Origin of the sequence: Haematomicrobium sanguinis DSM 21259 (assembly GCF_000688395.1) — a bacterium.
GTDB classification, from domain to species: domain Bacteria; phylum Actinomycetota; class Actinomycetes; order Actinomycetales; family Micrococcaceae; genus Haematomicrobium; species Haematomicrobium sanguinis.
Genome location: NZ_JIAG01000007.1, coordinates 56,930 through 82,089 on the forward strand (window position 1 = coordinate 56,930; position 25,160 = coordinate 82,089).

18 protein-coding genes are annotated in these 25,160 nt (G+C 61.1%); 2 read left to right on the forward strand and 16 right to left on the reverse strand.

Features of this window, described 5'->3' with window-relative positions:
* Positions 1-69 precede the first annotated feature (69 nt).
* From whiA to O148_RS0107685, 13 genes are all read right to left on the reverse strand, one after another.
* A complete protein-coding gene (gene whiA / locus O148_RS0107625; protein ID WP_026530442.1) occupies positions 70-1,050 on the reverse strand; it encodes a DNA-binding protein WhiA in 981 nt (326 codons plus the stop codon).
* A gap of 9 nt (positions 1,051-1,059) precedes the next feature.
* Positions 1,060-2,076 (reverse strand): gluconeogenesis factor YvcK family protein, encoded by a 1,017-nt coding sequence (locus O148_RS0107630; protein WP_026530443.1) that lies wholly within the window; start codon positions 2,074-2,076, stop codon positions 1,060-1,062.
* 1 nt (position 2,077) lies between these two features.
* A complete protein-coding gene (gene rapZ / locus O148_RS0107635) occupies positions 2,078-2,977 on the reverse strand; it encodes an RNase adapter RapZ (RefSeq protein ID WP_026530444.1) in 900 nt (299 codons plus the stop codon).
* A gap of 83 nt (positions 2,978-3,060) precedes the next feature.
* Positions 3,061-5,085 (reverse strand): excinuclease ABC subunit UvrC, encoded by a 2,025-nt coding sequence (gene uvrC, locus O148_RS0107640; protein ID WP_026530445.1) that lies wholly within the window; start codon positions 5,083-5,085, stop codon positions 3,061-3,063.
* Between the two features lie 92 nt (positions 5,086-5,177).
* Positions 5,178-5,846 carry a lysophospholipid acyltransferase family protein gene (locus tag O148_RS0107645; protein ID WP_026530446.1) on the reverse strand — a complete coding sequence of 223 codons (669 nt, stop codon included), beginning with the start codon at positions 5,844-5,846 and terminating at the stop codon, positions 5,178-5,180.
* A complete protein-coding gene (locus O148_RS0107650; RefSeq protein ID WP_026530447.1) occupies positions 5,843-6,502 on the reverse strand; it encodes an HAD-IA family hydrolase in 660 nt (219 codons plus the stop codon). Before O148_RS0107650 ends, O148_RS0107645 begins: the two co-directional genes overlap by 4 nt.
* A gap of 83 nt (positions 6,503-6,585) precedes the next feature.
* The gene (uvrA, locus tag O148_RS15480) at positions 6,586-9,471 is read right to left on the reverse strand and encodes an excinuclease ABC subunit UvrA (protein WP_035745424.1); all 2,886 of its coding nucleotides are present in this window, start codon (positions 9,469-9,471) and stop codon (positions 6,586-6,588) included.
* A 99-nt stretch (positions 9,472-9,570) separates the two neighbouring features.
* Complete coding sequence (locus O148_RS0107660) at positions 9,571-9,960, reverse strand: GntR family transcriptional regulator (protein WP_035745426.1); 390 nt, start codon at positions 9,958-9,960, stop codon at positions 9,571-9,573.
* Entirely contained in the window at positions 9,957-11,894 is a 1,938-nt protein-coding gene (locus O148_RS15485; RefSeq protein ID WP_051619984.1) for an ABC transporter ATP-binding protein, read from the reverse strand. Before O148_RS15485 ends, O148_RS0107660 begins: the two co-directional genes overlap by 4 nt.
* The gene (locus O148_RS0107670; protein ID WP_026530449.1) at positions 11,891-13,621 is read right to left on the reverse strand and encodes an ABC transporter ATP-binding protein; all 1,731 of its coding nucleotides are present in this window, start codon (positions 13,619-13,621) and stop codon (positions 11,891-11,893) included. Before O148_RS0107670 ends, O148_RS15485 begins: the two co-directional genes overlap by 4 nt.
* Before the next feature lie 18 nt (positions 13,622-13,639).
* Complete coding sequence (locus O148_RS15490; RefSeq protein ID WP_075204321.1) at positions 13,640-15,328, reverse strand: MFS transporter; 1,689 nt, start codon at positions 15,326-15,328, stop codon at positions 13,640-13,642.
* Complete coding sequence (locus O148_RS17070) at positions 15,325-15,813, reverse strand: MarR family winged helix-turn-helix transcriptional regulator (RefSeq protein ID WP_051619985.1); 489 nt, start codon at positions 15,811-15,813, stop codon at positions 15,325-15,327. Before O148_RS17070 ends, O148_RS15490 begins: the two co-directional genes overlap by 4 nt.
* A gap of 139 nt (positions 15,814-15,952) precedes the next feature.
* Complete coding sequence (locus tag O148_RS0107685) at positions 15,953-16,723, reverse strand: trans-aconitate 2-methyltransferase (protein ID WP_026530450.1); 771 nt, start codon at positions 16,721-16,723, stop codon at positions 15,953-15,955.
* Positions 16,724-16,837: 114 nt separating this feature from the next.
* Between O148_RS0107685 and O148_RS0107690 the strand changes: the two genes are divergently transcribed.
* Complete coding sequence (locus O148_RS0107690) at positions 16,838-19,348, forward strand: DEAD/DEAH box helicase (RefSeq protein WP_157374578.1); 2,511 nt, start codon at positions 16,838-16,840, stop codon at positions 19,346-19,348.
* Here the strand turns inward: O148_RS0107690 and O148_RS0107695 are convergent.
* Positions 19,292-20,302, reverse strand: a complete 1,011-nt coding sequence (locus tag O148_RS0107695) for a TerC family protein (RefSeq protein WP_026530452.1) — start codon at positions 20,300-20,302, stop codon at positions 19,292-19,294. The two genes, O148_RS0107690 and O148_RS0107695, sit on opposite strands and share 57 nt — an antisense overlap.
* Positions 20,303-20,586: 284 nt before the next feature.
* Here O148_RS0107695 and O148_RS0107700 point away from each other — a divergent pair, with 284 nt between their 5' ends.
* A complete protein-coding gene (locus O148_RS0107700) occupies positions 20,587-20,973 on the forward strand; it encodes a VOC family protein (protein ID WP_051619986.1) in 387 nt (128 codons plus the stop codon).
* A 101-nt stretch (positions 20,974-21,074) separates the two neighbouring features.
* Here O148_RS0107700 and O148_RS17075 read toward each other — a convergent pair whose 3' ends face one another.
* A complete protein-coding gene (locus tag O148_RS17075) occupies positions 21,075-23,648 on the reverse strand; it encodes an HNH endonuclease signature motif containing protein (protein WP_026530454.1) in 2,574 nt (857 codons plus the stop codon).
* A gap of 479 nt (positions 23,649-24,127) precedes the next feature.
* Positions 24,128-25,153 (reverse strand): ketol-acid reductoisomerase, encoded by a 1,026-nt coding sequence (gene ilvC, locus O148_RS0107710; RefSeq protein WP_026530455.1) that lies wholly within the window; start codon positions 25,151-25,153, stop codon positions 24,128-24,130.
* Between the last annotated feature and the right edge of the window lie 7 nt (positions 25,154-25,160).

Below are 25,160 nucleotides of genomic sequence, written 5' to 3' on the forward strand. Positions count from 1 at the left end.
GCGCGGGCGAAACCTCGCCGGTTTCTCCTACTGGGTTCAACTCAGGGAATGAGTGACCTATTTCCCATCCTATTCATCCAGCATCTCTTCCGTCACACTCTCTTCGGTGCCCGGTATGCCGAGCTCGGCGGCCCGCTTATCCGCCATGGCCAAAAGTCGGCGAATCCGACCGGCGATCGCGTCCTTCGTCATGGGCGGATCGGCGAGACGGCCAAGCTCATCCAGGCTCGCCTGCTTGTGCGCGGTGCGCAGTTCGCCCGCATATTTGAGGTGATCGGGGACATCGTCGTCGAGGATTTCCAGCGCCCGTTCCACGCGTGCACCGGCGGCAACGGCCGCTTGCGCGGAGCGGCGCAGATTCGCGTCGTCGAAGTTCGCGAGCCGATTGGCTGTGGCACGAACCTCCTTGCGCATTCGCCGCTCTTCCCACACCAGCAAGGTGTCATGCGCTCCCATCCGGGTCAGCAGTGCGGCGATCGTATCGCCATCGCGGATCACGACCCGGTCAATGCCGCGCACTTCGCGGGCTTTGGCGGCAATGCCGAGGCGTCGCGCGGCGCCCACCAAGGCGAGTGCCGATTCCGGGCCAGGGCAGGTAATCTCCAGCGCCGAGGAGCGTCCCGGTTCGGTGAGCGAACCGTGCGCCAAGAACGCACCGCGCCACACCGCCTCGGCTTCGGCCACCGAACCGTTGACGATCGCCGAAGGCAAACCGCGCACCGGGCGGCCGCGGGCATCCAGCAAACCGGTTTGGCGTGCCAGGGATTCGCCATCTTTGACCACACGGACCACATACCGGCTGGTACGCCTCAATCCCCCGGCGGAGACCACGATGATTTCGCTCTGGTGCCCAAAAACTTCGGCGATGGTCGCCCGGAGCCGTCTCGCGGTGGAGGCCAAATCTACTTCGGCTTCAATGACGATGCGCCCGGAGATAATGTGCAGTCCTCCGGCAAAACGGAGGGTTGCCGAGGTTTCGGCACGCTTAATAACCGACTTCTTGACTTCGAGCCTGGAGAGTTCCTCTTTCAGTTCTGCTGTCAGCGCCATGTACTCCCCTTAGCCCTCAAATATCTCGTTCATTGCGGCGGCGAGCTTGATCGGATCATGGATCGGCTCACCGCTCGACACGCCAAGCTTACTCACGCTCACCTGTGCACCCAACTCGCGTGCGGCCTCCTCAAACCCGTCCCCGGGGTGTAGCACCGTAGGATCCGCGACCACGACATCAAAGCGCAACTCGGGCGCATAGCGTTTGATGACACGCAGGAAATCGCTGGGACTCATGCCCACCGTCTCCTCGGTTTCTGTGCTCAAATTCATGACCAACGCTCGCTTGGCGGTGGAATTTTGCAGTCCGCGGCGCATCTCTGGAAGCAGCAAGTGCGGTAGGACCGAGGTGTACCAGGACCCGGGCCCCAGCACGACCCAATCGGCGAATTCAATGGCGTTGAGAGCTTCTTCACAGGCGGGCGCGTCCTCGGGAAAGAGCCGCACATTGGACACCACATTGTGTGCCCCGGCACGGGCAAGGTGAGACTGCCCGACAATTTTCGCGGTACTCAGCTGCCCGTTGACCTCTTGCAAGACATCGCCCTCAATGGTGAGCGGAAGCTTGGACATCGGTAACACAGTCCCCCGCGCACCCAACAGCGCGCCCGCCCACTGTAGACCGGCCACCGGATCGCCTAGGAGTTCCCAGAGCGTGACAATGAGCAGATTGCCCAGGGTGTGCCCGTCGAGGCTGCCGTCAATGCCGTCCTGGGACACAAAGCGGTGTTGCATCACGTCTCGCCAGGTGCGTCCCCAGTCGTTCGTGTCGCAGAGCGCGGCGAGCGCCATCCGCAAATCGCCGGGCGGGAGCACGCCCATCTCGGTGCGCAAGCGCCCGGAGGAGCCGCCGTCATCGGCGACGGTCACCACCGCGGTGAGTTCCCCGGTCACGTGCCGCAGCGCCGAAAGCGATGCGTAGAGCCCGTGCCCGCCCCCCAGTGCGACGACGTTGGGCCGGCTTTGATCGGTCGGTTCCGGTTTACCGGCGGCTGGCGGAAGTATCGGTAGAGAGCCGGTCCACATATTATTCTCGGCCCAAGTCTCGGTGGTGCACGGCAACCTTCACCCCGGGCAATTGCGCGAGCCGCTTGCCCAGTTCGATTGCCACGGCCACCGAGCGGTGCTTTCCGCCGGTACAACCGATCGCAATATTGGCGTAGTGCTTGTTTTCCTTGCGGTAGCCCTCAAAGACCGGTTCCAGGGCGCTCACGTACTTCTCGACAAACTCTTCGGCGCCGTTTTCGTGCAGCACAAACTCGGAGACGGCCTCGTCTTGCCCGGTGAGCGGGCGCAACTGGGGAACCCAGTGCGGGTTGGGCAAAAACCGCACATCGGCCACATAGTTGGCATCCACCGGCAGCCCGTATTTGAAGCCGAAACTCATCACGTTGATGCGCAGCACAATGGGCCCGTCCTCTTTAAAGAGGTCGGTGATGGTGGTGGCCAGCTGGTGGACGTTTTTGTCTGTGGTGTCGATTCGCAGGTCGGCGAAGTCGCGCACCTCGTTCATCACTTCGCGCTCTAAGGCGAGGCCGTCCAAAATGCGCCCATCGCCCTGCAAGGGGTGCGGGCGGCGGCCTTGTTCAAAGCGGCGAACCAACACGTCATCGGTGGCGTCCAGGAACAGCACCCGGTAGTCCACCCCCGCCGAGCGCAAACCGGCCAGCGCCTCACGCACTTCGCGGAAGAGTTCCCGGGTGCGCACATCGACAACCACGGCGAGTTTTGGCATGGTTTCCGGCGAGCGTGCCACCAGTTCGCTCAACGGGCCGAGCATTTGCGGCGGAAGGTTTTCCACGACGTACCAGCCGTGGTCTTCCAAGGCGTTGGCCGCGGTCGATCGACCCGCACCCGACATTCCGGTCACCACCAGAATCTCCGATTGGGCAGGTTTTTCGCTACGAAGACCGGCATCTTCGCTCATGCATTAACTCCTTGACATCGTGAGGCGGGCTGTTGGGGCCGTCGTCTCCCGGCCTGTCTTCTCTAGCCTAATATGCTTAGGCCCTACTCTTCCTCACGCACCTCACCGGTGGTGAGGTTGATGATTTGGCGAGCATCGCCGTCGTTCTTTTCATGGAGGTGGGCATGAATTGTTTCGGCGAGCCGCGGACCAATCCCGGAGGCTTGCTGCAATTCTGTGACACTCGCGGCGCGAATCTTTTTCAACGAACCAAAATGCTTGATGAGCGCTTTCCGTTTGCTTTCCCCGAGCCCGTTGATGCCATCCAGCGCGGACACAATCATGGAGTTGGAGCGCTTCTTGCGGTGGAAGGTGATCGCGAAGCGGTGTGCTTCGTCGCGTAGACGCTGGATGAGATACAGCGCTTCAGAGGAGCGCGGGAGAATGACCGGGTAGTCGTCCTCGGGAAGCCACACTTCTTCCAGGCGTTTGGCGAGCCCCACGACCGCGATATCGGTAATCCCAAGATCCGCCAGGGCCCGGGCCGCGGCGTTCACTTGCGGCTGGCCGCCGTCCACCACCACGAGGTTGGGCGGGTAGGCGAACTTGCGGGCGCTCGTTTGGGTGGTGGTGTCCTGGATGGCCTCTTGCGCCCTGGCCTCCTCGCGGGCCTGTAGGGCTTCTAGCTCGGAGGCGCCGCGGGCGGCCGCGATCTCGGCCTGTTCGGCAACGTAATTGCGGAACCTGCGGGTGATGACGTCATACATGCTGGCCGTGTCGTCGCGGGCGGCGTCCCCGGTGATATTGAACTTACGGTATTCGCTCTTCTTAGCGAGGCCGTCCTCCATCACCACCATCGAAGCGACAACGTTGGTCCCCTGCACGTGCGAAATGTCGAAGCACTCAATACGCAAGAGCGCCTGCGGCAGCCCCAGGGCCTGCTGCAAGTCTTCGAGCGCTTGGGACCGGATGGAGATATCGCTGGCTCGCTGCGACTTATGCAAGGCGAGGGCCTGTTTCGCATTTTCAGCGAGGATGCGCATGAGCGCGGCCTTTTCGCCGCGCTGGGGGACCTTGATGGTCACCAAGGTGCCGCGTTCGGCGCCCAGGAGCTCTTCGATTTGATCCTGGTCGGTGGGATTTTCCTCAACGTAGATTCTGCCGGGGAGCCCGTTGTCCGCCAATTGTCCGTCGCTATACACCTGCATGAGCAACTGTTGGAGCATGTCCGCGGTGCTGGAATCGTCGCTGCGTTCGCTCACCCAGCCGCGGTGGCCGCGAATGCGGCCCTGCCGGACATAGAACACTTGAATGGCGGCCTCTAATTCGTCCGCATGGACGGCAAAGAAGTCGCCGTTCGTGTTCTCGTTGAGCATGGTGGCGATGTTCGGGCCGTCAAAGACCTTGCGGAGCGCGGCAATTTCGTCGCGCAACTGGGCGGCCCGCTCATACTCGAGTTTGGACACCGCATCAGCCATGAGCTCTTCGACGTGGTGAATGTGTTGCTTCGCGTTGGTGTCCATGAAGTTCACGAAAGACTCGGCGAGCTCGTAGTACGCTTCCTGGCTGATGTTGCCGACGCAGGGTGCCGAGCATTTGCCGATATAGCCGAGCAGGCAGGGTTTGCCCGAACGTTGGGCCCGGGCAAAGACCCCGGAGGAGCAGGAGCGGATCGGGAAGGCGCGCAAGAGCGAGTCCATGGTTTCGCGGAGCGCGCGCGGTTGCGAATAGGGGCCGAAATAGCGGGTGCCCCTGCGTTTCTTGCCGCGGGTCACCTGTACCCGAGGGAATTCCTCATTCATGCTGATCGCCAGGTACGGGTAGCTTTTGTCATCGCGGAAAACGATGTTGAAGCGCGGCATGAACTCCTTGATCCAGCTGTACTCCAGCTGGAGCGCCTCAAGTTCGGTGGCGACAACGGTCCATTCCACGCGGACCGCCGTGAAGACCATATTGCGCGTCTTGCTGGTCAGCGTGTGCGGGTTCGCGAAATAACTGGTGAGCCGGTTGCGCAGATTCTTGGCCTTGCCGACATAAATGATGCGGCCATTGCCGTCAATGAATCGATACACCCCGGGGTCGGTGGGGATGTCACCGGTTTTGGGTCGATAGCTCTGCGGATCTGCCACTCGACAAGTCTAGTTTGCCCGCCCCGCCCAGGAGCGAGCCACGCGCCCGCTTTTGCCGAGGGCGTGATTCTGGAGCGTTTCCCCGGTGCGCGCTATTCGGTGCTCGGGCTCTGGTTGTAATGGTCGGCGCGCTCCTGGCCGCTCAAGGCTGCAATGGCGTCCATGATCGCATCGGTGGTTTCGCGCCGGGCTGGCAGGGCATGGTCCGGGCCGAGCCGGTCAAAGTGCAGCGGCTTGCCGATATTCATGGTGAAGTGGTGCGGACGGATGAGGTTGGAACCGGCGGGCTGGAGCTTATCGGTATCGACGAGGCCCACCGGGACGACGGGGGCGCCGGTGGTCAGCGCGAGCCAGGCAACGCCGGTGCGCCCCCGATAGAGCCGCCCGTCCCGAGAGCGCGTCCCTTCCGGGTAGATGCCGAACGCCTCATTCGATTCGAGCACTTCCAGCGCGCTCTGCAGCGCCGCGACGCTTGCCGCGTGTTCCCCGCGCTGTACCGGAATGGATCCGGTGGAGCCAAAGAACCAACGCCAAAATGCTCCCTTTACGCCCGGAGACGTGAAGTATTCGGCTTTCGCGAAGAAGGCGATGCGCCGCGGCATCAGCGTTTGCACAATGATGGAGTCAAAGAAAGAGAGATGATTCGGCGCCACAATCAGCGGGCCCGTGGTCGGGACGTTTTCGAGCCCGTTGACCGTGGGACGGCACAGTCCCTTGATCACTGAGCCGGTGGTGACTCGGCTTGCGTCCAGCATCTTCATGCGCGGTTCACTTCCAGCAGTTTGTCGCCGAGTTCTTCGGGTGTAGCGGCGATCCATTGGGCGCCCGCTGCTTCGAGTTCGCCGGGGGCGGCATACCCCCACGCGACGCCCCAGCCCGGAATGCCGAGCGCTTGGGCGGCTTCGATATCGTAGCGACGGTCGCCAATCATGATGGCGCGGGAACCCGCGGGCAGGTCGGCAAGCGCGCGGCGAAGGATCGGCTCTTTACCTTCGGTTTCGGCGCCGAGGTCGCCGTACACGTTGGCGAAATAGTCGCTGAGCCCCATCGCGTCCAAGAGTGCGTGGGCCACCGGTTGCGGTTTCTGAGTTACGACGGCGAGGTGAACACCGGCATGCTCGAGGGTCGCCAAAACCTGGGGTACTTGAGCGTAGACCTCGCTCTTAAACATGCCTTCGGAGACATATTTCTTACGGTAGCGGTCAACGATGTGCCGCGCTGTTTCGGCGTCGAGGCCATAGAGCTCCTCCAGGCGCACCGTCATGGGCGGTCCGACGAAGGTGCGCAGCGTCGCCTCGTCTGGGCGTTCTATGCCGTGCGCCGCAAGGGCGTCTGCTACACCGTCGGTGATGGCTCCTTGCGGGTCGACAAGGGTGCCGTCGAGGTCGAAGAGGGCGTAGAGCGGCGCTGGGGTCACCGAGAAAGTTTCTCACACCGAGGACGCATTTACCGAAAATTATATTCCCGTAAAGGAATATGCCGCCGGGCGGCTGCGGTGCGTTATCGGTTCTCCGAAAAGATTTCCGCCAGGAACGTGCCGGTATAGCTGTCCTTGTTTTTCGCGACCTGCTCCGGAGTGCCGGTCGCGACCACGGTGCCGCCGCCGGAACCGCCGTCCGGACCGAGGTCGATGATCCAATCGGCGCTTTTGATGACATCCAGGTTGTGCTCGATGGTGATCACGGTGTTGCCCTTGTCCACGAGTCCTTGTAGCACGTGCAAGAGCTTACGGATGTCCTCAAAATGCAGTCCGGTGGTGGGCTCGTCGAGGACGTAGACACTACGCCCGTTCGAGCGCTTCTGGAGCTCGCTGGCAAGTTTCACGCGCTGCGCCTCACCACCGGAAAGCGTGGTGGCGGGCTGTCCGAGGCGCACATACCCAAGACCCACGTCCACGAGTGTGTTGAGGTGACGGGCGATCGGGGTGAAGGCGGCAAAGAATTTTGCCGCCTCTTCGATGGACATGTCCAGCACGTCGGCGATCGTCTTGCCCTTGTAATGCACCTCGAGGGTCTCGCGGTTGTAACGGGCGCCGTGACACACTTCGCATGGGACATACACGTCGGGGAGGAAGTTCATTTCAATCTTCAAGGTGCCATCGCCGCTACAGGCCTCGCAACGCCCGCCCTTGACGTTGAAGGAAAACCGGCCCGGCTGGTAGCCCCTCAGCTTCGCTTCTTGGGTTTCGGCGAAGAGCTTGCGCACGTGATCAAATACCCCGGTGTAGGTTGCCGGGTTTGACCGCGGCGTCCGGCCAATGGGGCTTTGGTCGACGTGGATCACTTTGTCCAGGTGCTCGAGACCCTTAATGGATTTGTGCCGCCCAGCCACCTGGCGCGCCCCGTTGAGCTTGTTGGCCAATACCTTGTACAAGATCTCGTTGACCAGCGTCGATTTCCCGGATCCGCTCACTCCGGTCACTGCGGTCAACACGCCCAGCGGAAAGTCCACCGTCAGGTCTTTGAGGTTGTGCTCCTTTGCCCCCACCACGCTCAACATGCGTTTCTTGTCGATCGGTCGGCGCTTTGCCGGCACCGCAATGGCCTTGCGGCCGGACAAATAGTCACCGGTGACGGACTGGGTGTTCTTTTTCAGTTCGGCCAAAGGACCGGAGTGCACCACTTTGCCGCCGTGCTCGCCGGCACCCGGTCCGATGTCGACAATCCAGTCCGCTTCGTGGATGGTGTCTTCATCGTGTTCGACCACAATGAGCGTGTTGCCCAGGTCCCGCAGGCGGGTCAGGGTTTCGATCAGGCGGCGGTTGTCGCGCTGGTGCAAGCCGATGGAGGGCTCATCCAGCACGTAGAGCACGCCCACGAGCCCGGAACCGATCTGGGTTGCCAGGCGAATGCGTTGCGCCTCACCGCCGGAGAGCGTTCCCGAGGCGCGCTCTAAATTGAGGTATTCCAGTCCCACGTCCAACAGGAATTGCAGGCGTGCTTGAATTTCTTTGAGCACCTGGGCCGCGATTTGCGATTCGCGCGCGCTGAGCTGAAGATTCATCAAGAACGCTTGCGCCTCGCGCATGGGAAGCGCGGACACCTCGGAAATCGATTTGCCATTGACCAGCACGGAAAGGCTCGTCGGGTTCAGCCGCGCTCCCCCGCATTCCGGGCACGGAATTTGGCGCATGTACTCTTCGTAGTGATCGCGCGCGTAATCGGATTCGGTCTCCAGGTGTTTACGCTGGACATACTGCACCGCCCCCTCAAACCCGGTGCTGTATTTGCGTTCCCGGCCGAACCGGTTGCGGTACTGCACCACGACCTTGTGGTCTTTGCCGTGCAGCAGCGTCTGCTTGACTTCCTTGCTCAGCTTCTTCCACGGGGTGGTGACGGAGAATCCCATTTCCTCGCCAAGTCCGGCCATGAGCCGAGTCCAATATTCTTGGGTGGAGGGGCCGCGGGCCCAGGGCGCAATTGCCCCTTCGGCTAAGGTCGCGTCCTCATTGGGGACAATGAGTTCCTCATCGACTTCCAGCTTGGTCCCGATTCCGGTACATGCCGGGCACGCGCCGAACGGATTGTTAAAGGAAAAGGAGCGCGGCTCGATCTCATCAATGGTGAGCGGGTGCTCATTCGGGCACGCTAAGTTTTCCGAAAACGCGCGGTAGCGTTCGGGCGAATCACTGTCCTGGTCCACAAAGTCCGCCACGACCCGGCCGTCGGCGAGGCCGAGCGCGGTTTCCACCGAGTCCGCTAGACGTTGCCGCACGCCGTCCTTGACGGCGAGACGGTCCACCACCACATCGATGCTGTGCTTGAACTGCTTTTTCAAGGTGGGGGGCTCGCTGAGCTGAACCATGTTGCCGTCAACTATCGCGCGGGCGTAGCCTTTGGCGCTCAACTCGCGGAAGAGGTCAACAAACTCCCCCTTGCGTCCGCGGACAACGGGCGCCAGAACTTGAAAACGGGTGCCCTCCGGGTACTCCAAGAGCTGGTCCACAATTTGCTGCGGGGTTTGTTTGGTAATCGGCTCGCCGCAGATGGGACAGTGCGGGTGCCCAATGCGCGCCCACAAAAGGCGCATATAGTCATAGATTTCGGTAATGGTGCCGACCGTGGAGCGCGGATTCTTGCTCGTGGATTTTTGGTCGATGGACACCGCTGGCGAGAGTCCCTCGATGAAGTCCACATCGGGCTTGTCCACTTGACCCAAAAACTGGCGGGCGTAGGCGGACAGCGATTCCACATAGCGGCGCTGGCCCTCGGCGAAAATCGTGTCGAAGGCGAGCGAGGATTTACCCGAACCCGACAGCCCGGTAAACACAATCATCGCGTCGCGCGGCAAATCCAGATCCACATTGCGCAAGTTATGCTCGCGCGCGCCTTGAACTATGAGCCGCGTTTGGTCGAGGGCAGGGGCGGATGAGGTCTTTTTAGGCACCTGAATACTCTATGTCACCGCTCTCGCGTCGGCGCGAAGTTTCGCGGACAGCTTTTGTCCGCATCTCGCGGCGCGAGTTGCCGAGCAGCCGTGCGCAGCTCAATCCTCACGGCGAATCCGCCCCAGCGCCGCTTTGAACACCGAAATCGCTTTGGCTTCGGAGAACCCAAGCGACTGGGTGACCCGCGCATATTGCTCCGCGGCGTCGGCAATGAGCGCACGAATCTCGTTGCCCTCGGCGCTGACCACGGTGCCGCCCCGGCCGTGAGTGGCAACAACTCCGGCCTCTTCCAGTTCGCGATAGGCGCGGGCAACCGTATTAGCCGCTAGACCGAGAGCCTTTGCCAGCTGCCGCACCGGCGGCAACTTAGTTCCCACCGGCAAACGGCCAGAACGCGCGCCCTCCAAAATGTGTAGCCGCACCTGATCGTAAAGCGGCACACTGCTTTTTTTGGAGACGGTCAACCAGGAAACGTCAGCGGTATTCATGGGGCGCTATCCACCTGTTCTTCGCTCTCATCAAGATCGTCGCCAGCAAATTGCGACATATACAGTTCGGCATAAAAGCCGTCCCTAGCCAAGAGTTCCTCGTGAGTCCCCTGCTCCACAATTCGGCCGTGGTTCATCACGAGGATGATATTCGCATCACGGATCGTGGAGAGCCGGTGGGCAATCACAAAACTGGTCCGTGCGGTGCGCAATGCGGTCATGGCTTGGCGAATCATGACCTCGGTTCGAGTATCCACGCTGCTCGTCGCTTCGTCCAGCACCAGGATCTCAGGATTCGCCAACATGGCTCGCGCAATCGTCATGAGCTGCTTCTGTCCCACACTCAGGGCGCTGCCATCATCGTCCAGCACGGTGTCATAGCCTTCGGGGAGCGCACGAACAAAGTGGTCCACGGAGGTGACCTCTGCGGCGCGCACCATGTCTTCCTCGGTGGCATCGTGGTTGCCATAGAGCAGATTCTCTCGAATCGTCCCGTTGAAGAGCCACGCATCCTGAAGGACCATGCCGATCCGTGAGCGCACGCTGTCCCGGGTCATCTCCCGGGTATCCACTCCGTCAATCAGGATGCGCCCGGAATCGGGATCATAAAAGCGCATGAGCAGGTTCACCAGCGTGGTCTTTCCGGCGCCAGTCGGCCCCACAATTGCCACTGTTTGCCCGGGCTCGGCGTCTAGGCTGAGGTTTTCGATCAATGGCCTGTCCGGCGAATAGCTGAAATTGACGTCCTGAAACTGCACGTGTCCGCGGCGCGAGGACGGTTCGGCTCCCGGAGCGGGATCGGGGGTTTGCTCTTTCTCATCCAGCATGGCAAAGACCCGCTCGGCGCTGGCCGCTCCGGATTGGAGCAAATTTATCATTCCGCCGAGTTGCGCGAGCGGCTGGCTGAACTGCCGGGAATACATAATGAAGGCCTGTACCGCACCGATGGTCAGCGCGCCCGAGGCCACTTGAAGCGCACCAACCACGGCAACCGCCACGTAATTGAGGTTGGAGACGAATCCCATTGCCGGCATCACAATCCCGCTCATGAACTGCGCCCGCGAACTGGAGCGAAAAAGCTCCTGATTGGTGTTGTCAAAGGTCGCCACCGCTTGCTTTTGCTGCCCAAAGGCCTGCATCAACTCGTGTCCGGTGATGGTTTCTTCCACATGCCCGTTGAGCACTCCGGTGGCACCCCATTGCTTCACAAACTCGCCCTGAGAACGTTTCGTGATCACCAGGGTGAGCAGCACCGACACCGGGATCGTCACAATTGCGATGAGCGAGAGCCAGAGCGAAATGGTCAACATCATGCCGAGCACACCGAAGATGGTCAGCACGGACACCATGACCTGAATCAGAGTCTGGTTGAGTGTCTGCGCGAGGTTGTCCACGTCATTGGTGACCCGGGAGAGCACGTCGCCGCGCGATTCTTGCTGAAAATGCGAGAGCGGCAACCGGTTCAGCTTCGCCTCAATATCCCGGCGTAAACGCATGGCCGCGCGTTGAATTAGCCCGGTGGTGATAAAGCCTTGGAGCCAGTTAATAGCAAAGGCCGCCAGATAAACTACGACGGCGATGCTCACCACAGCGCCCAGCTCACCAAAATCGATGCCTTGCCCGGGCACAAAATTCATGCCGGATAGCAGGTCGGCTTGCTGATTTTCGCCTTGCGCGCGCAGTCCATCGATCACCTGATCGCGAGTCAATCCGGCGTTGTCTGGAAACTGGGCGCCAACAAATCCGCTGAAGATCACGTCGGTGGCATTGCCAAGTATTTTGGGGCCGATGACCCCGAGGAACACCCCGATCGCGGCCAACACGCTCGCCACCAGGAGGAGTTTCTTTTCCAGCCCAAATAACCCCAGAATCCGCCTGATGGTGGGGCCGAAGTTCAGCGGCTTGGCCGGCGGCATTCCCCGTCCCATGCTCATGCGCTTTCCTCCATCACCAATTGCGAGTCCACAATTTCCCGATATACCGGACTCGTCTCATACAGCTCGTCATGGGTTCCTTGGGCCACGAGCCTGCCTTCATCCAGCACCAGGATCCGGTCGGCGTGTCTGATCGTATTGACCCGTTGCGCCACGATCATCACGATTGCGTTCTTGGCTAGCGGAGCGAGGGCGGCGCGCAACCGCGCATCGGTGGAGAAGTCAAGCGCGGAAAAGCTGTCATCAAACAGGTAAATGTCCGCACTCGACACGAGCGCACGCGCAATCGAGAGGCGTTGGCGTTGACCGCCGGAAAAGTTCGTGCCGCCCTGGGCGACCGGAGCGTCGAGTTGCTCGGGTGACTCCCGCACAAAATCGGCGGCCTGGGCGATCTCCAGGGCATCCCACAGTTGCTCATCGGTGGCGTTTTGGTTGCCCATTCTCAAGTTTGAGGCGATGGTGCCGGAAAAGAGGAAGGCCTTTTGCGGAATGTAGCCGATGTGGGAACGCAATTGAGCCAGCGGGAGCGAATTGATGGGAATCGCGTTGATGGCAATGGCGCCATCGGTCGCGTCAATGAGCCGCGGAATGAGCTTCAGCAAGGTGGACTTGCCGGACCCGGTAGACCCGATGATGGCGGTGGTTTCGCCGCGAACGGTACGGAAGCTCACATCCTCCAGGACCGAGGCGTCGGCGCCGGGGAAGGTGTACCCGACGTTGGCGAATTCCAGGTGCTCCACGGAGCCGGTGAGCGTCGCGTCACCGTGGTCGGGCACGCTTGAGGTGGTCTCCAATACCTCTGTGATGCGCTCGGCGGCAACCGCCGCGCGCGGAATCATCATGAATACGAACATGGCCATCATGACGGACATCAGGATCTGCATGATGTAGGAGAGGAACGCGAGGAGGGCACCGATTTGCATGCCGCCGGAGTCCACGCGCATGCCGCCAAACCAGACCACACCGACGCTGGCCATGTTGACGATCAACATGATGACCGGGAACATGAACACCATCCATCGGCCAGCGCTCACCTGTACCCGGGTGTAGGTGGCGTTGGCGTCGGCGAAACGTTGTTCTTCGTGATGTTCGCGGACAAAGGCGCGAATCACGCTCATGCCCATAATTTGCTCGCGCAGAATACCGTTGAGCCCGTCCAACAGTTTTTGGCTCTTGCGGAAGAGCGGCACGAGCTTTCGGACAATGAGGCCTACCGCAATGACCAGGATTGGCACGAAAACGGCCAGCAGCCAGGACAATTGCACGTCTTGCGCGAGCGCAAGAATAATACCGCCCACACACATGACCGGTGCCGCCACCAACATGTTGAAACCCATCAGGAACAGCACCTGAAATTGCTGCACATCGTTGGTGGTACGCGTGATCAGGGACGCGGCGCTCAGATCCCCGACCTCGCGGGCCGAGAACGTGGAGATGGTCGTGAATTCCTCGCGCCGCACATCCCGGCCCACTCCCATCGAGACCCGCGCGCTCAGGTAAATGGCGGCGATCATCGCGACAACCTGGCCCGCGGAAATCAGCAACATCCATCCGCCGACGTTCATGATGTACCCGGTATCGGCCTTGACCACGCCCTCATCGATAATGTCCGCGTTGAGCGTGGGCAGGTAGAGGGTCGCCAGCGTCTGCACGAACTGCAGCACGATGATGGCAACTATGGCAATCTTGTATTTTTTGCCATAGCGATAAATCAGTTTGAGGAACATGGGGCCTTTTCGTCGGATCTAGCGAGTGGGGGTGTGTGCCGGTGGGGGCGCGGCGTCGTCTAGCTGATCTAGATTACGCCCGTCCTCTCTTGCGGCAGAATCCTGTTCACCGGGCTCGGGCAAGCTCGCATCGGCCTCGGATACCACGGGGATCGAAGAGGTCTCCATTTTTACTGTGGTTCGCAATCGCACCTCTTTAATGGCGAGGACAATCCCGAGCGCCACCAGTGCGCTCGCGGCGCAGACGACGAAAATGAATCCGGTGGCGTCCCCGTAGGCGGCGCGCACAATCTCGCGAACGTTCTCCGGCATGGATCCCAGGTCCATTTCCGAGCCGCCCGCGTTCGGCGGCGTGGTGATGCCGATGGCCGCCAGTCCCTCCGTGGTCGAGGTGCGGACCCGGGTCGCCAAGAGGCTTCCCAGCACCGCCACGCTGATGGCCCCGCCAAAACTGCGGAAGAACGCCACCGCACCGCTGGCGGCACCGATGTTCTTCACATCGACCGTGTTTTGCACCGCGAGCACCAGGTTTTGCAACATATTGCCGATGCCCAGTCCAATAAAGAAGATGTAGATGCCCACCTGCCAGAGCGGAGTGGAATGGTTGAGCGTGGCCGCGAGCACACTGCCAACGGTGAGAGAAATGCCGCCGAATACCAGGAAGACCTTCCACCGTCCGTAGCGGGTAATCAACTGGCCCGAGCTGATGGTGCCGATGACGTTTCCGGCAATCAGTGGTAGGAGAAGTAGCCCGGATTCGGTGGGCGTATGCCCGCGAGCCAGCTGGAAGTATTGGCCCAAGAAAGTATTCGAGGCGAACATCACGATACCGACAGCGACGGACGCAAGGATGGCCAACGCCGTCGTACGATTTTTCACAATGTAAAGCGGCAGGATCGGTGCCTTTGCGTATTTCTCAATTGCCACGAACGCCACGATGAGGGCGAGCCCGCCGCCGACCATGGCCGCTGTTTGCCAGGACAGCCACGCGTAGTAGCCGTCTTGGCCTGCGAAGGACACCCAAATCAGGAGCAGGCAGACCCCGCTAGTGAGCGTGATGGCGCCCCACCAGTCAATGGAGACCGGTCGCGGCACGTGACGGAGCTTGAGCGTCATATGCAAGACGACGAGCGCGATGACGGCCAGCGGCACGCAGACAAAGAACGTCCAGCGCCAGCCCAGCGGACTGTCGACAATGGCTCCGCCGATGAGCGGGCCGGTGGACATGGCAACGGCCATCGTGGCGCCGATGTATCCGGAGTATCTGCCGCGCTCGCGGGGGGACACCATGGATCCGATGATGGCTTGAGAAAGCGCCATGAGACCGCCGACTGCGATCCCCTGAATCACCCGGCCGGTCAACATCATCCACATTTCGGTGGCAAAACCGCACAAAACCGACCCGGAGACGAAGATGACTATGGTGAGTTGGACGAGTCGCTTCTTATTAAAGAGATCGGCAAGCTTACCCCAAATGGGTGTGCTCGCAGCGGTCGCGAGCAGCGCAGCGGTGATGACCCAGGCGAAATCGGTCTGAGACCCGCCCAGGCTCGCGATGATGACCGGTAGCGCGTTGACCACAATCGTGGTGGAGATCATGGCGGTCAGGAATCCGAGCATCAGGCCGATGATGGCGCGGGTGATCTCTCCTTGCGTCATGGCCGCGGCCGGTGGCTGGGATGCCGGTAAGGCGTTGCTGTGACTCACGCGTCCTTCCTTCCGGCTGCCGCAACCGCTTTCAGCGTGCCAGTGGGGGTATCCAGAGCGGCGCTGAAGTGTTCGTTCAAGGTAGTCAGGCTTGCGTTAAAGGCGTGCAGCTCGGCGGCGTTGAACTGTTGCAAGGTGGCTTTCATGCGTTCGGTGCGGCGCCGTTGGAGAGCGGTCAAGTAGGTCTCCCCTTCCGGACTCAGGCGCACGAGTGCGGCACGCCCATCTGCGGAATCCTGTTCGCGGGTGATCAGTCCCGAATTTTCCAGTTCGGCGAGCTGCCGGCTCATCGCGGAGTTGCCGACGCATAGCTGGCTCGCGAGGTCGCTGGCGCGGATTGGCCCGGAGCGCTTCAGTGCGAAGAGAACCGCTTGATGCGCCAAATTGACCGACTCGCCGGCTCGCTGGGTCAGGGTGCGCACTATGCGACTGAGTTTGAGAACGTTGTTGACCAGTTCGGCTACGTCCTCGGCCTCGCGCGGCATCTACTCCCCCAACGTCGTGGCGGGGTTCGGCCACGGGCGGCCGGACGACCCATAATTAGTTGATTTGATCAACTATAAGACGCTTGGTTGCCTCATGCAACTAAGTAGTATGGGCGCGGTGGTAGGCGTTGTTGCGGTGTTACGGTTTGAACGCGACGGCGAAAATGCGCCGGAATTCAAAAACCGTGCCGAAGTCGCGCGCCGGGTAGGCGTCTCGCAGCAATCGCGCGTATTCGGCGACAAATGCGTCAGCATCCTCGGGCGAGAGCGCATTGTACACGGGGCGTAGCGCGGTGCCGCGCACCCAGCCGAGCACCGGATCCTCGCCCTGCAGGACTTGAGAATACGTGGTTTCCCAGGCGTCGGCGATCATTCCGGCGCCCGCGAGCAGCGCGAGGTAGTCGCTGGGATCCGAGACGGTTTCGCCGCCGCGCAACACGCCGTCCAGTTTCTTTTTCCATGCGGGACTTGAGGCGAGTTCGCGCATGAGGGCGTGCGAGGGGGCCTCGAAGTTGCCGGGGACTTGGAAGGCGAGCCAACTTCCGGAGTGCATCTGGTCTGCCCAGGTGGACAGGAGTTCGCGGTGCTCGGGGATCCACTGCAACATGGCGTTGGAGATCAACACATCTGTGACCGAGGCGTCGAAGGTGGTGGCCTCTCCGACCTTGAAGTGTACGTGCGGGTAGCCTTCGATGGCATTGGCCCTCGCAATCATCTCTTCCGATGAGTCAATGCCCATAATGGCGGCCTGCGGCCAGCGCTCGGTCAGTGTGACCGTTTGGTTCCCCAGTCCGCATCCCAGATCCGTGACGATGTTCGGCGAGGCGGCGCCAATCCGAGCCACCATTTCGTGAAAGGGCCGGTCCCGAAAATCGGCGAATTGCGCATACACCTCTGGGTCCCACTTCATGAATTCTCCTGTCCTCGCGAGGGGCCAACGCTCATTGTCGGACCCACCCCCTAGTCTAGAAGCACCATGAATCAGCCAAGCCACCTCCCGAACCTTGCCGCCCGCCTCGCCGAAATGAGCGAGCGCACACCCGATTCCCTCTACGCCGCATTCACCGCGTGGGCCTCGGATCGCGGCATCACGCTTTACGAGGCGCAAGATGAAGCGGTGCTGGAAATCCTGACCGGTCACAACGTCATTCTGGCGACGCCCACCGGATCGGGAAAGTCGCTGGTGGCGGTGGCCGCGCATTTCAAGGCGCTCGCAGAGGGGCAGCGCAGCTATTACACCGCGCCCATCAAAGCCCTGGTGTCGGAGAAATTCTTTGCCCTAGTGGACATTTTCGGTGCCGAGAACGTGGGTCTGGTCACCGGTGATTCTTCGCTCAACGCCGATGCGCCCATTGTGTGTTGCACCGCGGAGATCTTGGCAAACAAGACACTGCGTGAGGGCCGGGACGCCGACGTCGGCATGGTGATCATGGACGAGTTCCATTTCTACGCGGACCCGCAGCGGGGCTGGGCGTGGCAGGTTCCCCTGTATGAGCTTCCCGGTGCACAGTTCTTGCTGATGTCCGCAACCCTCGGGGATGTGAGCGAATTTGAGGAGCGGCTCACCGAGTCGACCGGACGGGACACCGTCCTGGTAGCCAACGCGACCCGTCCCATCTCGCTGCATTTTTATTACGTCACCACCACGATCAATGAGACGATCGAAGAAATCGCGTCGACCGGCCAGGCCCCGGTGTATGTCGTGCACTTTTCCCAGGCCGAGGCGATTGAACGGGCGCAATCGCTGTTGAGCCTCAATCTCATTTCGCGCGAAAAGAAGGATCGCATTGCCGAGGCGATCGGCGATTTCCGCTTCGGTCCCGGTTTCGGCAAGACGCTCAGCAAGCTGGTGCGTAACGGCATCGGCGTGCACCATGCGGGCATGCTGCCCAAATATAGGCGGCTGGTGGAACAGCTGGCCGGTCAGGGGCTGCTCACGGTCATTTCGGGCACGGATACTTTGGGCGTGGGCATCAATGTGCCAATTCGCACCGTGCTTTTGACCGCCTTGAGCAAGTACGACGGCGAACGCACCCGCCATCTTTCGGCTCGCGAATTTCACCAATTGGCAGGGCGGGCCGGCCGGGCCGGGTTTGATACCGCCGGTACCGTGATGGTCGAAGCACCTGAGCATGTCATCGAGAATGAGCGGGCGATGGCCAAGGCCAGGTCCAAATTTGGCGACGACCAGAAGAAGCTGCGCCAAGTCACGCGCAAGCAGCCGCCCGCGGGGTTTGTGTCTTGGGGCGAGCCCACATTTGAGCGGTTGCGAGACGCGGACCCCGAGCCCTTGCGCTCGCAATTCAGGCTCTCACACTCCATGGTGCTCAACCTGATGGCCCGCGGCGGCAATCCGATCGCACAATTTCGCGAACTCATCGAGAAAAGCGGCGAAACGCGGACTCGGAAGTTTGCGCTGTTACGCCAGGGCATCGGCATTTTGCGGGAATTGCTCGCAACCGGCGTCGTGGAGCGAACAGGCGCTGACGCTCAGCCCGGGGCCCTCAGGCTGAAGGTTGATTTGCAGGAGAACTTTGCTCTTAACCAGCCGCTCTCCCCCTTTGCCGTTGCGGCGCTTGAGCTCTTAGACGCCGAGGATCCGAACCATGCGCTCAACATGGTCTCGGTCATTGAGTCCACCTTGGAGCCGCCGCGCCAAGTGCTATTCGCACAAGAAAAGAAGGCGAAGAGCGAGGCCGTGGCCGCGATGAAGGCGGACGGCCTGGAGTACAACGAGCGCATGGCACGGCTGGACGAGATTAGCTATCCGAAACCGCTGGGCGAACTGCTTGAGCAGAGTTTTGAAACCTACACCTCCTCGGCACCGTGGCTGACCGACTTCGAGCTCACACCCAAGAGTGTGGTGCGGGACATGTTTGAGCGCGCCATGATGTTTACCGAATACGTGTCGTTTTATCAGCTGACCCGCAGTGAGGGCGTGCTTTTGCGCTACTTGAGCGACGCGTATAAGGCGCTTCGCCAAACGGTGCCGACTCAAAGCATTACCGAAGAGCTAGAAGACCTGATCGCGTGGCTGGGCGAAATGGTGCACCAGGTCGATTCCAGCCTATTGGACGAGTGGGAAGACTTGCGCCGCGGCGACCTTGGCGCCTTGGAACGCGACGAGCTCGAGGTTCCTCCGCCACCGCCGCCGCTGGCCAGCAACACACGCGCGTTCAAGGTCATGGTGCGCAACGCCATGTTCCAGCGGGTGAAACTTTTTGCCGATGAGAATGAAGAAGCTCTCGGAGCACTCGATCACGATTCGGGGTGGGACGCGGACCGCTGGGCCGACGCAATGGACGAATACTTTGACGAGTATCCGGACATCAACGACGGCCCGGCGGCCCGCGGGCCGCACTTGCTTCACATCACCCAAGGTGAGACGCGCTGGAAGGTGCGCCAGGTTTTCCTCGATCCGGAAGGGAACGGAGACTGGGGCATTAATGCGGAAGTGGACGTCCCGTCGTCGAACCTCTCAGGAGTTCCCGTTATTCGCATCGATAGCGTCGGACTGCCGCTCGCGGCGTCGTGACACGATCAGGCTCGCGACGGTCGCGATCAGGATTGCGCTGGCGATGACCGCGAGCGAGAACGTGGTTTCGATCTTGGGCAGGAAGGTGATGGGCTCGCCGCCGTTGAGGAACGGCAGTTCGTTCTCGTGCATGGCCTGGATGATGAGCTTGACGCCGATGAACGCGAGGATGAAGGAGAGCGCGTACTTGAGGTAAATGAGGCGTGTGAGCAGGCCGCCGAGCAGGAAGTAGAGCTGGCGCAGACCCATGAGCGCGAAGATGTTTGCCGTCAGCACGATGAACCACTGCTGGGTCAGCCCGAAGATGGCCGGGATCGAGTCGATCGCGAACATGAGGTCGGTCATGCCGAGCGCCAGGATTACCACGATGAGCGGGGTGAACATCTTTTTACCGTTGACTGTGGTGCGGAAGCGGCCGCCCTCGTAGCTGTCGGAGATCGGGAGGACGCGGCGGGCCCAGCGGACCACGGTGTTGTCGCCGACGTGTTCGCTCTCTTCTTCACTACGCAGTTGGTGCCAGGCGGTCCAGAGCAGGAAGAGGCCGAAGATGTAGAAGATCGGCGAGAAGTGTTCGATGACCACGGCGCCGAGGGCGATGAAGATGCCGCGCAGCACGAGGGCGATCAGGATGCCGATCATGAGCACTTCTTGTTGGTAGCGTCGCGGCACCTTGAAGCGGGTCATGATCAGAATGAAGATGAAGAGGTTGTCGATCGACAGCGAGTATTCGGTGAGCCAGCCGGCGACGAATTCTTGGCCGTATTGCGGGCCGGTGAAGTTGAACATCAAGATCGCGAAGACGATCGCAAGGCCAACGTAGAAGCTCACCCACAGCGAGGATTCGCGGACGCTGGGTTCATGGGGGCGCTTGACCACGAGGAGCAGGTCGGCGACGAGGATGACGCCGAGGACCACAAAGGTGCCGACTTCAAACCAGACGGGCAGATCGTTCATGAAGAACCTTTCGCAAGGGAGGGATGATTACCGTAAGTCTCTCCGGCCGCGAATGCTTTGAGGTTGCGGCCAGCAACACCCGGAAGATCGGCACTGATCGACGTATTGACGGATGATGCTCTTGGGATACTCCCCTACGCAAGGAATGAGTATACCGGTGCGTGGGACAGAATCGTTACTTAAATGACACGGACACCCTGCGTCCGCTTTGGAGTCCTTTGATCTCGCGGGCTCTGGGCTGAGCTCATAGCGTTGACCAGGTACAACGACGAAAGGATGGAAGCGTGTCTTTCAGCAACAAGGCGAACATTGAGTCATTCAACGTGGTGTTAGACAGTCCCGACCCCCAGCGGCTCGCGAATTTTTATGGGCAGCTTCTTGGCTGGGATGTGACGCACGATGACCCCACGTGGTCCAAGGTCTCAAATCCCGAGGGCGGCGCGGGGATTTCGGTGCAGCTGGAAGAGTTGTATCAACCGCCGACGTGGCCCGCGAGGCGCGGGGATCAGTTGATGATGAGCCATTTGGACTTCACCGTGCAGGATGGTGACCAGGCAGTTGCGGATGTTAAAGCCGCGGGTGGGTCGTTGGCTGAGACCCAGCCGAGCCCAAAGGATTTCACCGTGCTGTTGGATCCCGACGGTCACCCATTCTGCGTGTTCACTCACTAATTTCGGTAACGATCCCTGGTATTCACACCTTTCGCTGAAGTTCGACGGCGTGTTCCCGGCTCGGCCACGGGGGTTTGGGGTGCTAGAGAAGTGTGCGACCGCTAAAAGGGGGCGTCTGTGAAGACAGTGGTGGCGTGCTCTTCGGGGGTCATCCCCCACGGGTCACGAGATCCGCGGACACTGTTACCGTATCCGGAAGCCTGGTCCGCGCTCGATCCGGCGTCCGAGCGACTATCGCGACGCATTCCTGACCGGTAATCCCCATCCGGGGAATCACCTGATCGGGAGCCCTCTCCTGTGCCGACTCCGGTGCTGGTTCCGGTGCTGGTTCCGGTGCCCGAGCCGCTTCCGGTGCCGACGGGTTCGGCGATGTAGGTGTTTCCGAGTGGTGAGGTCCATTGGATCGTGTTGGTTTCGGGGTCGAGGACTTTGGCTTGCCAGCCGTGGTGGGTTTTGAGGTTGTGGTGTTTGCGACACAGCAACTGAAGATTCTCTGGGTTGGTTTCGCCGCCGGTGTCCCATTCGGTGATGTGGTCGGCGTCGGTGCGACGGGCGTTCACCCCGCACCCGGGGAACTGGCAGGTATCCGAGCGTAGTTGCAGGAATTCACGCAACTGGGTGTCTACCCGGTAGCTTGAGCGGCCCAATGCGAGGGGTCTGCCGGTGTTCGGGTCGGTGAGTATTCGGTACAGGGTGTGTGCGGTTCCGGCGAGTTCCCGGATCGCGTCCGCGGGGATGGGACCGTACCCGGAGAGAAAACCGTCCTGCTCATCCACCCCCGCCAACGACGTGGCCGGGATCGTCACAAAGATCTTCGCCTCACCGCGCAACCCCGACCGCAACCCCAAACCAGAGCCAGACCCAGCATCTGCCGAAACAGGCTCTGATTCTCTATCCTGGCCAGGTGTCGGGGCAGTATCGGTGCTGTGTCGCGAGTCCGTGTCTGAAATCGGACCCGAAGTTGCCGGCGCGTCCGAATCCGTGTCCACGACCGGATCAGTCGGTTCGTTCTCCTCTGTGTGGCCGTGGATGACGCCGTCGGCGTCCACGGTGAAACCGTCAGTGTCGGTGGACGTGGGCGCAGTTGTCCCCTCGCCACCGGGTGCGGGCGTGGTTGTCCCCTGGAACCCGGTGCGTGGCGTGGCGGTGTGGTCGAACAAGTCGTGGATCGAGTCGTACGAGAGTTTCTCAGTTGGTGCCGACCGACCCGGGCCGGTGTCTGCTGCTGGTTCTTGGTCGCCGGGTAGCCGCGAATCGGTGCCCGCCGTCGGCCCGGAACCGGTTTCAGGCGCACTCGTCCCGTCAGCCTCGGCTACGTCTGGCTCGGCCGTTCCACTGGTGGGCGCACTGGTCCCCTCAGCACCGCTAGTGCTCTGGCTCGCGTCTGGGCCAGCGCTGCTGCTTCCCGCGGGGTTGGGTGGGGTGTTCGGGTACGAGTGGTTGTAATTATGGGCGATCAAATCGGTGAAAACATCGGCGATCAGTTGTTTCAACGTACGGGTGTCGTTCTCGGTCTTCGCGGTGATCGCAAAATCCGTCAGGGTGTTCATGAACCGGTGCGCCGCCGTCGCAGGCAACAACCCCGAGATCGTGCACATGCCGTTCGACTCGTTGCTGATGGCCACGTACCGGTGCTTCATCTCCCGCCGCTCCCGCACCGCCAGCGGCTCGGCATGTAGCCGGTTCCGGGTCACCTCCGCGAACTTCGCCACATCATTCGCGGAGCGCACCGGGTACTGGCCGGTCACATCATATTTCGCCGGGAAAATAAACTCATGCACCCGCTCGTCATACGCGGCGGCTTGCTCATCGGTCAGCCCCACACAGTGCTTCACCACGGTTTTCACCAACCGGCTGTTCAGTAGCCCTGTGATGAATCGTGCCTCCAGGTTCGGCAGCCTCGATAGGGTCGCGGTGTCGATGAGCATCCCCGTGGTCACGAACTCGCTGCGCCCCCACAAGAGCGCCAACTCCGACCCGAGACCCCAGAGCGCTTCATCCATCGCTGTCACCGACACACCACACCACACCCGCGGGAACACGACCTCGGAGTCTTCAACATCGCGGGAGTCAAACCCCGGGATAAACGCCGAGCCCCGCGGGAACCCAGTCCCAGCACTGGATGCCGGATCGGCTGCCGCGCTCGACGAGTCAGCGCCGGTGCTCGAGGTAGCAGTGCCCGTGGAGTCAGTGCCCGTGGAGTCAGTGCCCGTGGGGTTGGACGTGGACGGGCCCGTAGCCGCGTTAGCGTTTACGTTGGTGGGTGGGGTGACGGTGAACGCATCCTGGTGTTTCCCTCGGCCGCTACCGTTGCCGCGCTTGCCACCGTGCCCGCCTTTGCCGCGTCCGATCTTCTCATCCAGGGGAAGGTCCAGGAGTCGTTCTTGTTCCTCGGCCTCCACGCTCAACGCGACACCCGCGGCCAGGTGCATCGCTGCCTCTACCTGCACCTGAGCACGCTCCAACAACTTCACCGCGCCCAAAGCCTCGCGCTGGAGCGCCTCCGGTGTCAGCGCGTCACTGGCCGCGGTCGAGGCGGATGGTGATGCCGGGACGGTGGGCTCGGCCCCGAGAGGATTCCGAAGATCCTGCTGAAACTCGTCCATGAGCTTTTCCAGACCACAGGCGAGCCGGGCGACCGCACTGGTGCGGACCCCGAGCTCTGTCTGTGCCATAGGAAACGTCATAACACCACGCTATAACCCGGCACCGACATTGAGCACTCGAAAAACCCCAAATGTGGATAACTTCGGAAAATTTCTTAAAACTTTTTCCCTGTGGAGGAGCATCCACCCCGGCGAGCGTCACCCACAACATGAGGAGAGCTGGCCACTCTGCGTGAACTTGCCCAAGAATCCTGCGTTCAGGCCCTGAATGCACGGGCCGCGAAACCCAATGTCAGACCCAGCTGCTAGGGTCGAATGACACCGGGCGAAACCAGTTCATAACCGAGTAAGGAGGCCACATTTCATGACCACATAAACCTAGGAAATAATCAATGTAGACCACCTCAGGAGGTCACCGCTCGCACGTACGGCGAGTAACGCCGTCGTGCATAAAAATACTAATTGTAAGAATTCAGAAATACTAAAAAAAATAAAAAGCGGGGCGAACCGGCGAACCGGTCCACCCCGCGAAAGTTCCAGAGCGCTACTTAGCGCGCCGCCGAACCTTCCTTGTAGTCATCCGAGGACTTGATCCAGGAGAACAGTTTGCGCAGTTCGCGCCCGGTTGCCTCGATCGGGTGCTTCTCCCCCTTCGCCCGGAATTCTTTGAACTCGGGACCGCCGGCAGCCTGATCGTCCATGAAGCGCTTTGCGAACGTTCCGTCCTGAATATCGGCGAGTACGGCCTTCATGTTTTCCTTGACGCGCGGGTCGATGACGCGCGGGCCGGAAACATAGTCGCCGAACTCGGCGGTATCGGACACGGACCAGCGCTGCTTCGCGATGCCACCCTCGATCATGAGGTCAACGATGAGCTTGAGCTCGTGCAACACCTCGAAGTAAGCGACCTCGGGCTTATATCCGGCCTCGACCAGAGTCTCAAAGCCATACTGAACCAACTGCGAGGTGCCACCGCACAACACAGCCTGCTCGCCGAACAAGTCCGTCTCAGTCTCCTCGGTAAACGTCGTCTTGATGACACCCGCGCGAGTGCCGCCAATGGCCTTCGCGTAGGACAGCGCAAGGTCCCACGCGCCGCCGCTCGCGTCCTGCTCCACCGCGATCAAATCCGGCACGCCGCGCCCGGCCTCAAACTCGCGGCGCACAATGTGCCCCGGACCCTTCGGCGCGACGAGCGCCACGTCGACATCCGCAGGCGGCTCAATGAACCCGTAACGGATATTGAACCCGTGCCCGAAGAACAACGCGTTCCCGGCCTCGAGATTCGGCGCGATCTCCGCGGCGTAAATCCCCGCCTGCGCCTGATCCGGTGCCAGAATCATGATGACGTCAGCGTCCTTCACCGCGTCGGCCACCGGCAATACGGTGAAGCCATCCGCCTCGGCCTTCGCCTTGGACTTCGAGCCCTCCTTCAAGCCAACGGTAACGTTGACCCCGGAATCGCGCAGGCTCTGCGCGTGGGCGTGGCCCTGGCTTCCGTAACCAATAACGGCTACCTTCTTGCCTTGGATGATGGACAGGTCGGCATCGTCGTCATACAGCAATTCGGTCACGTGATTT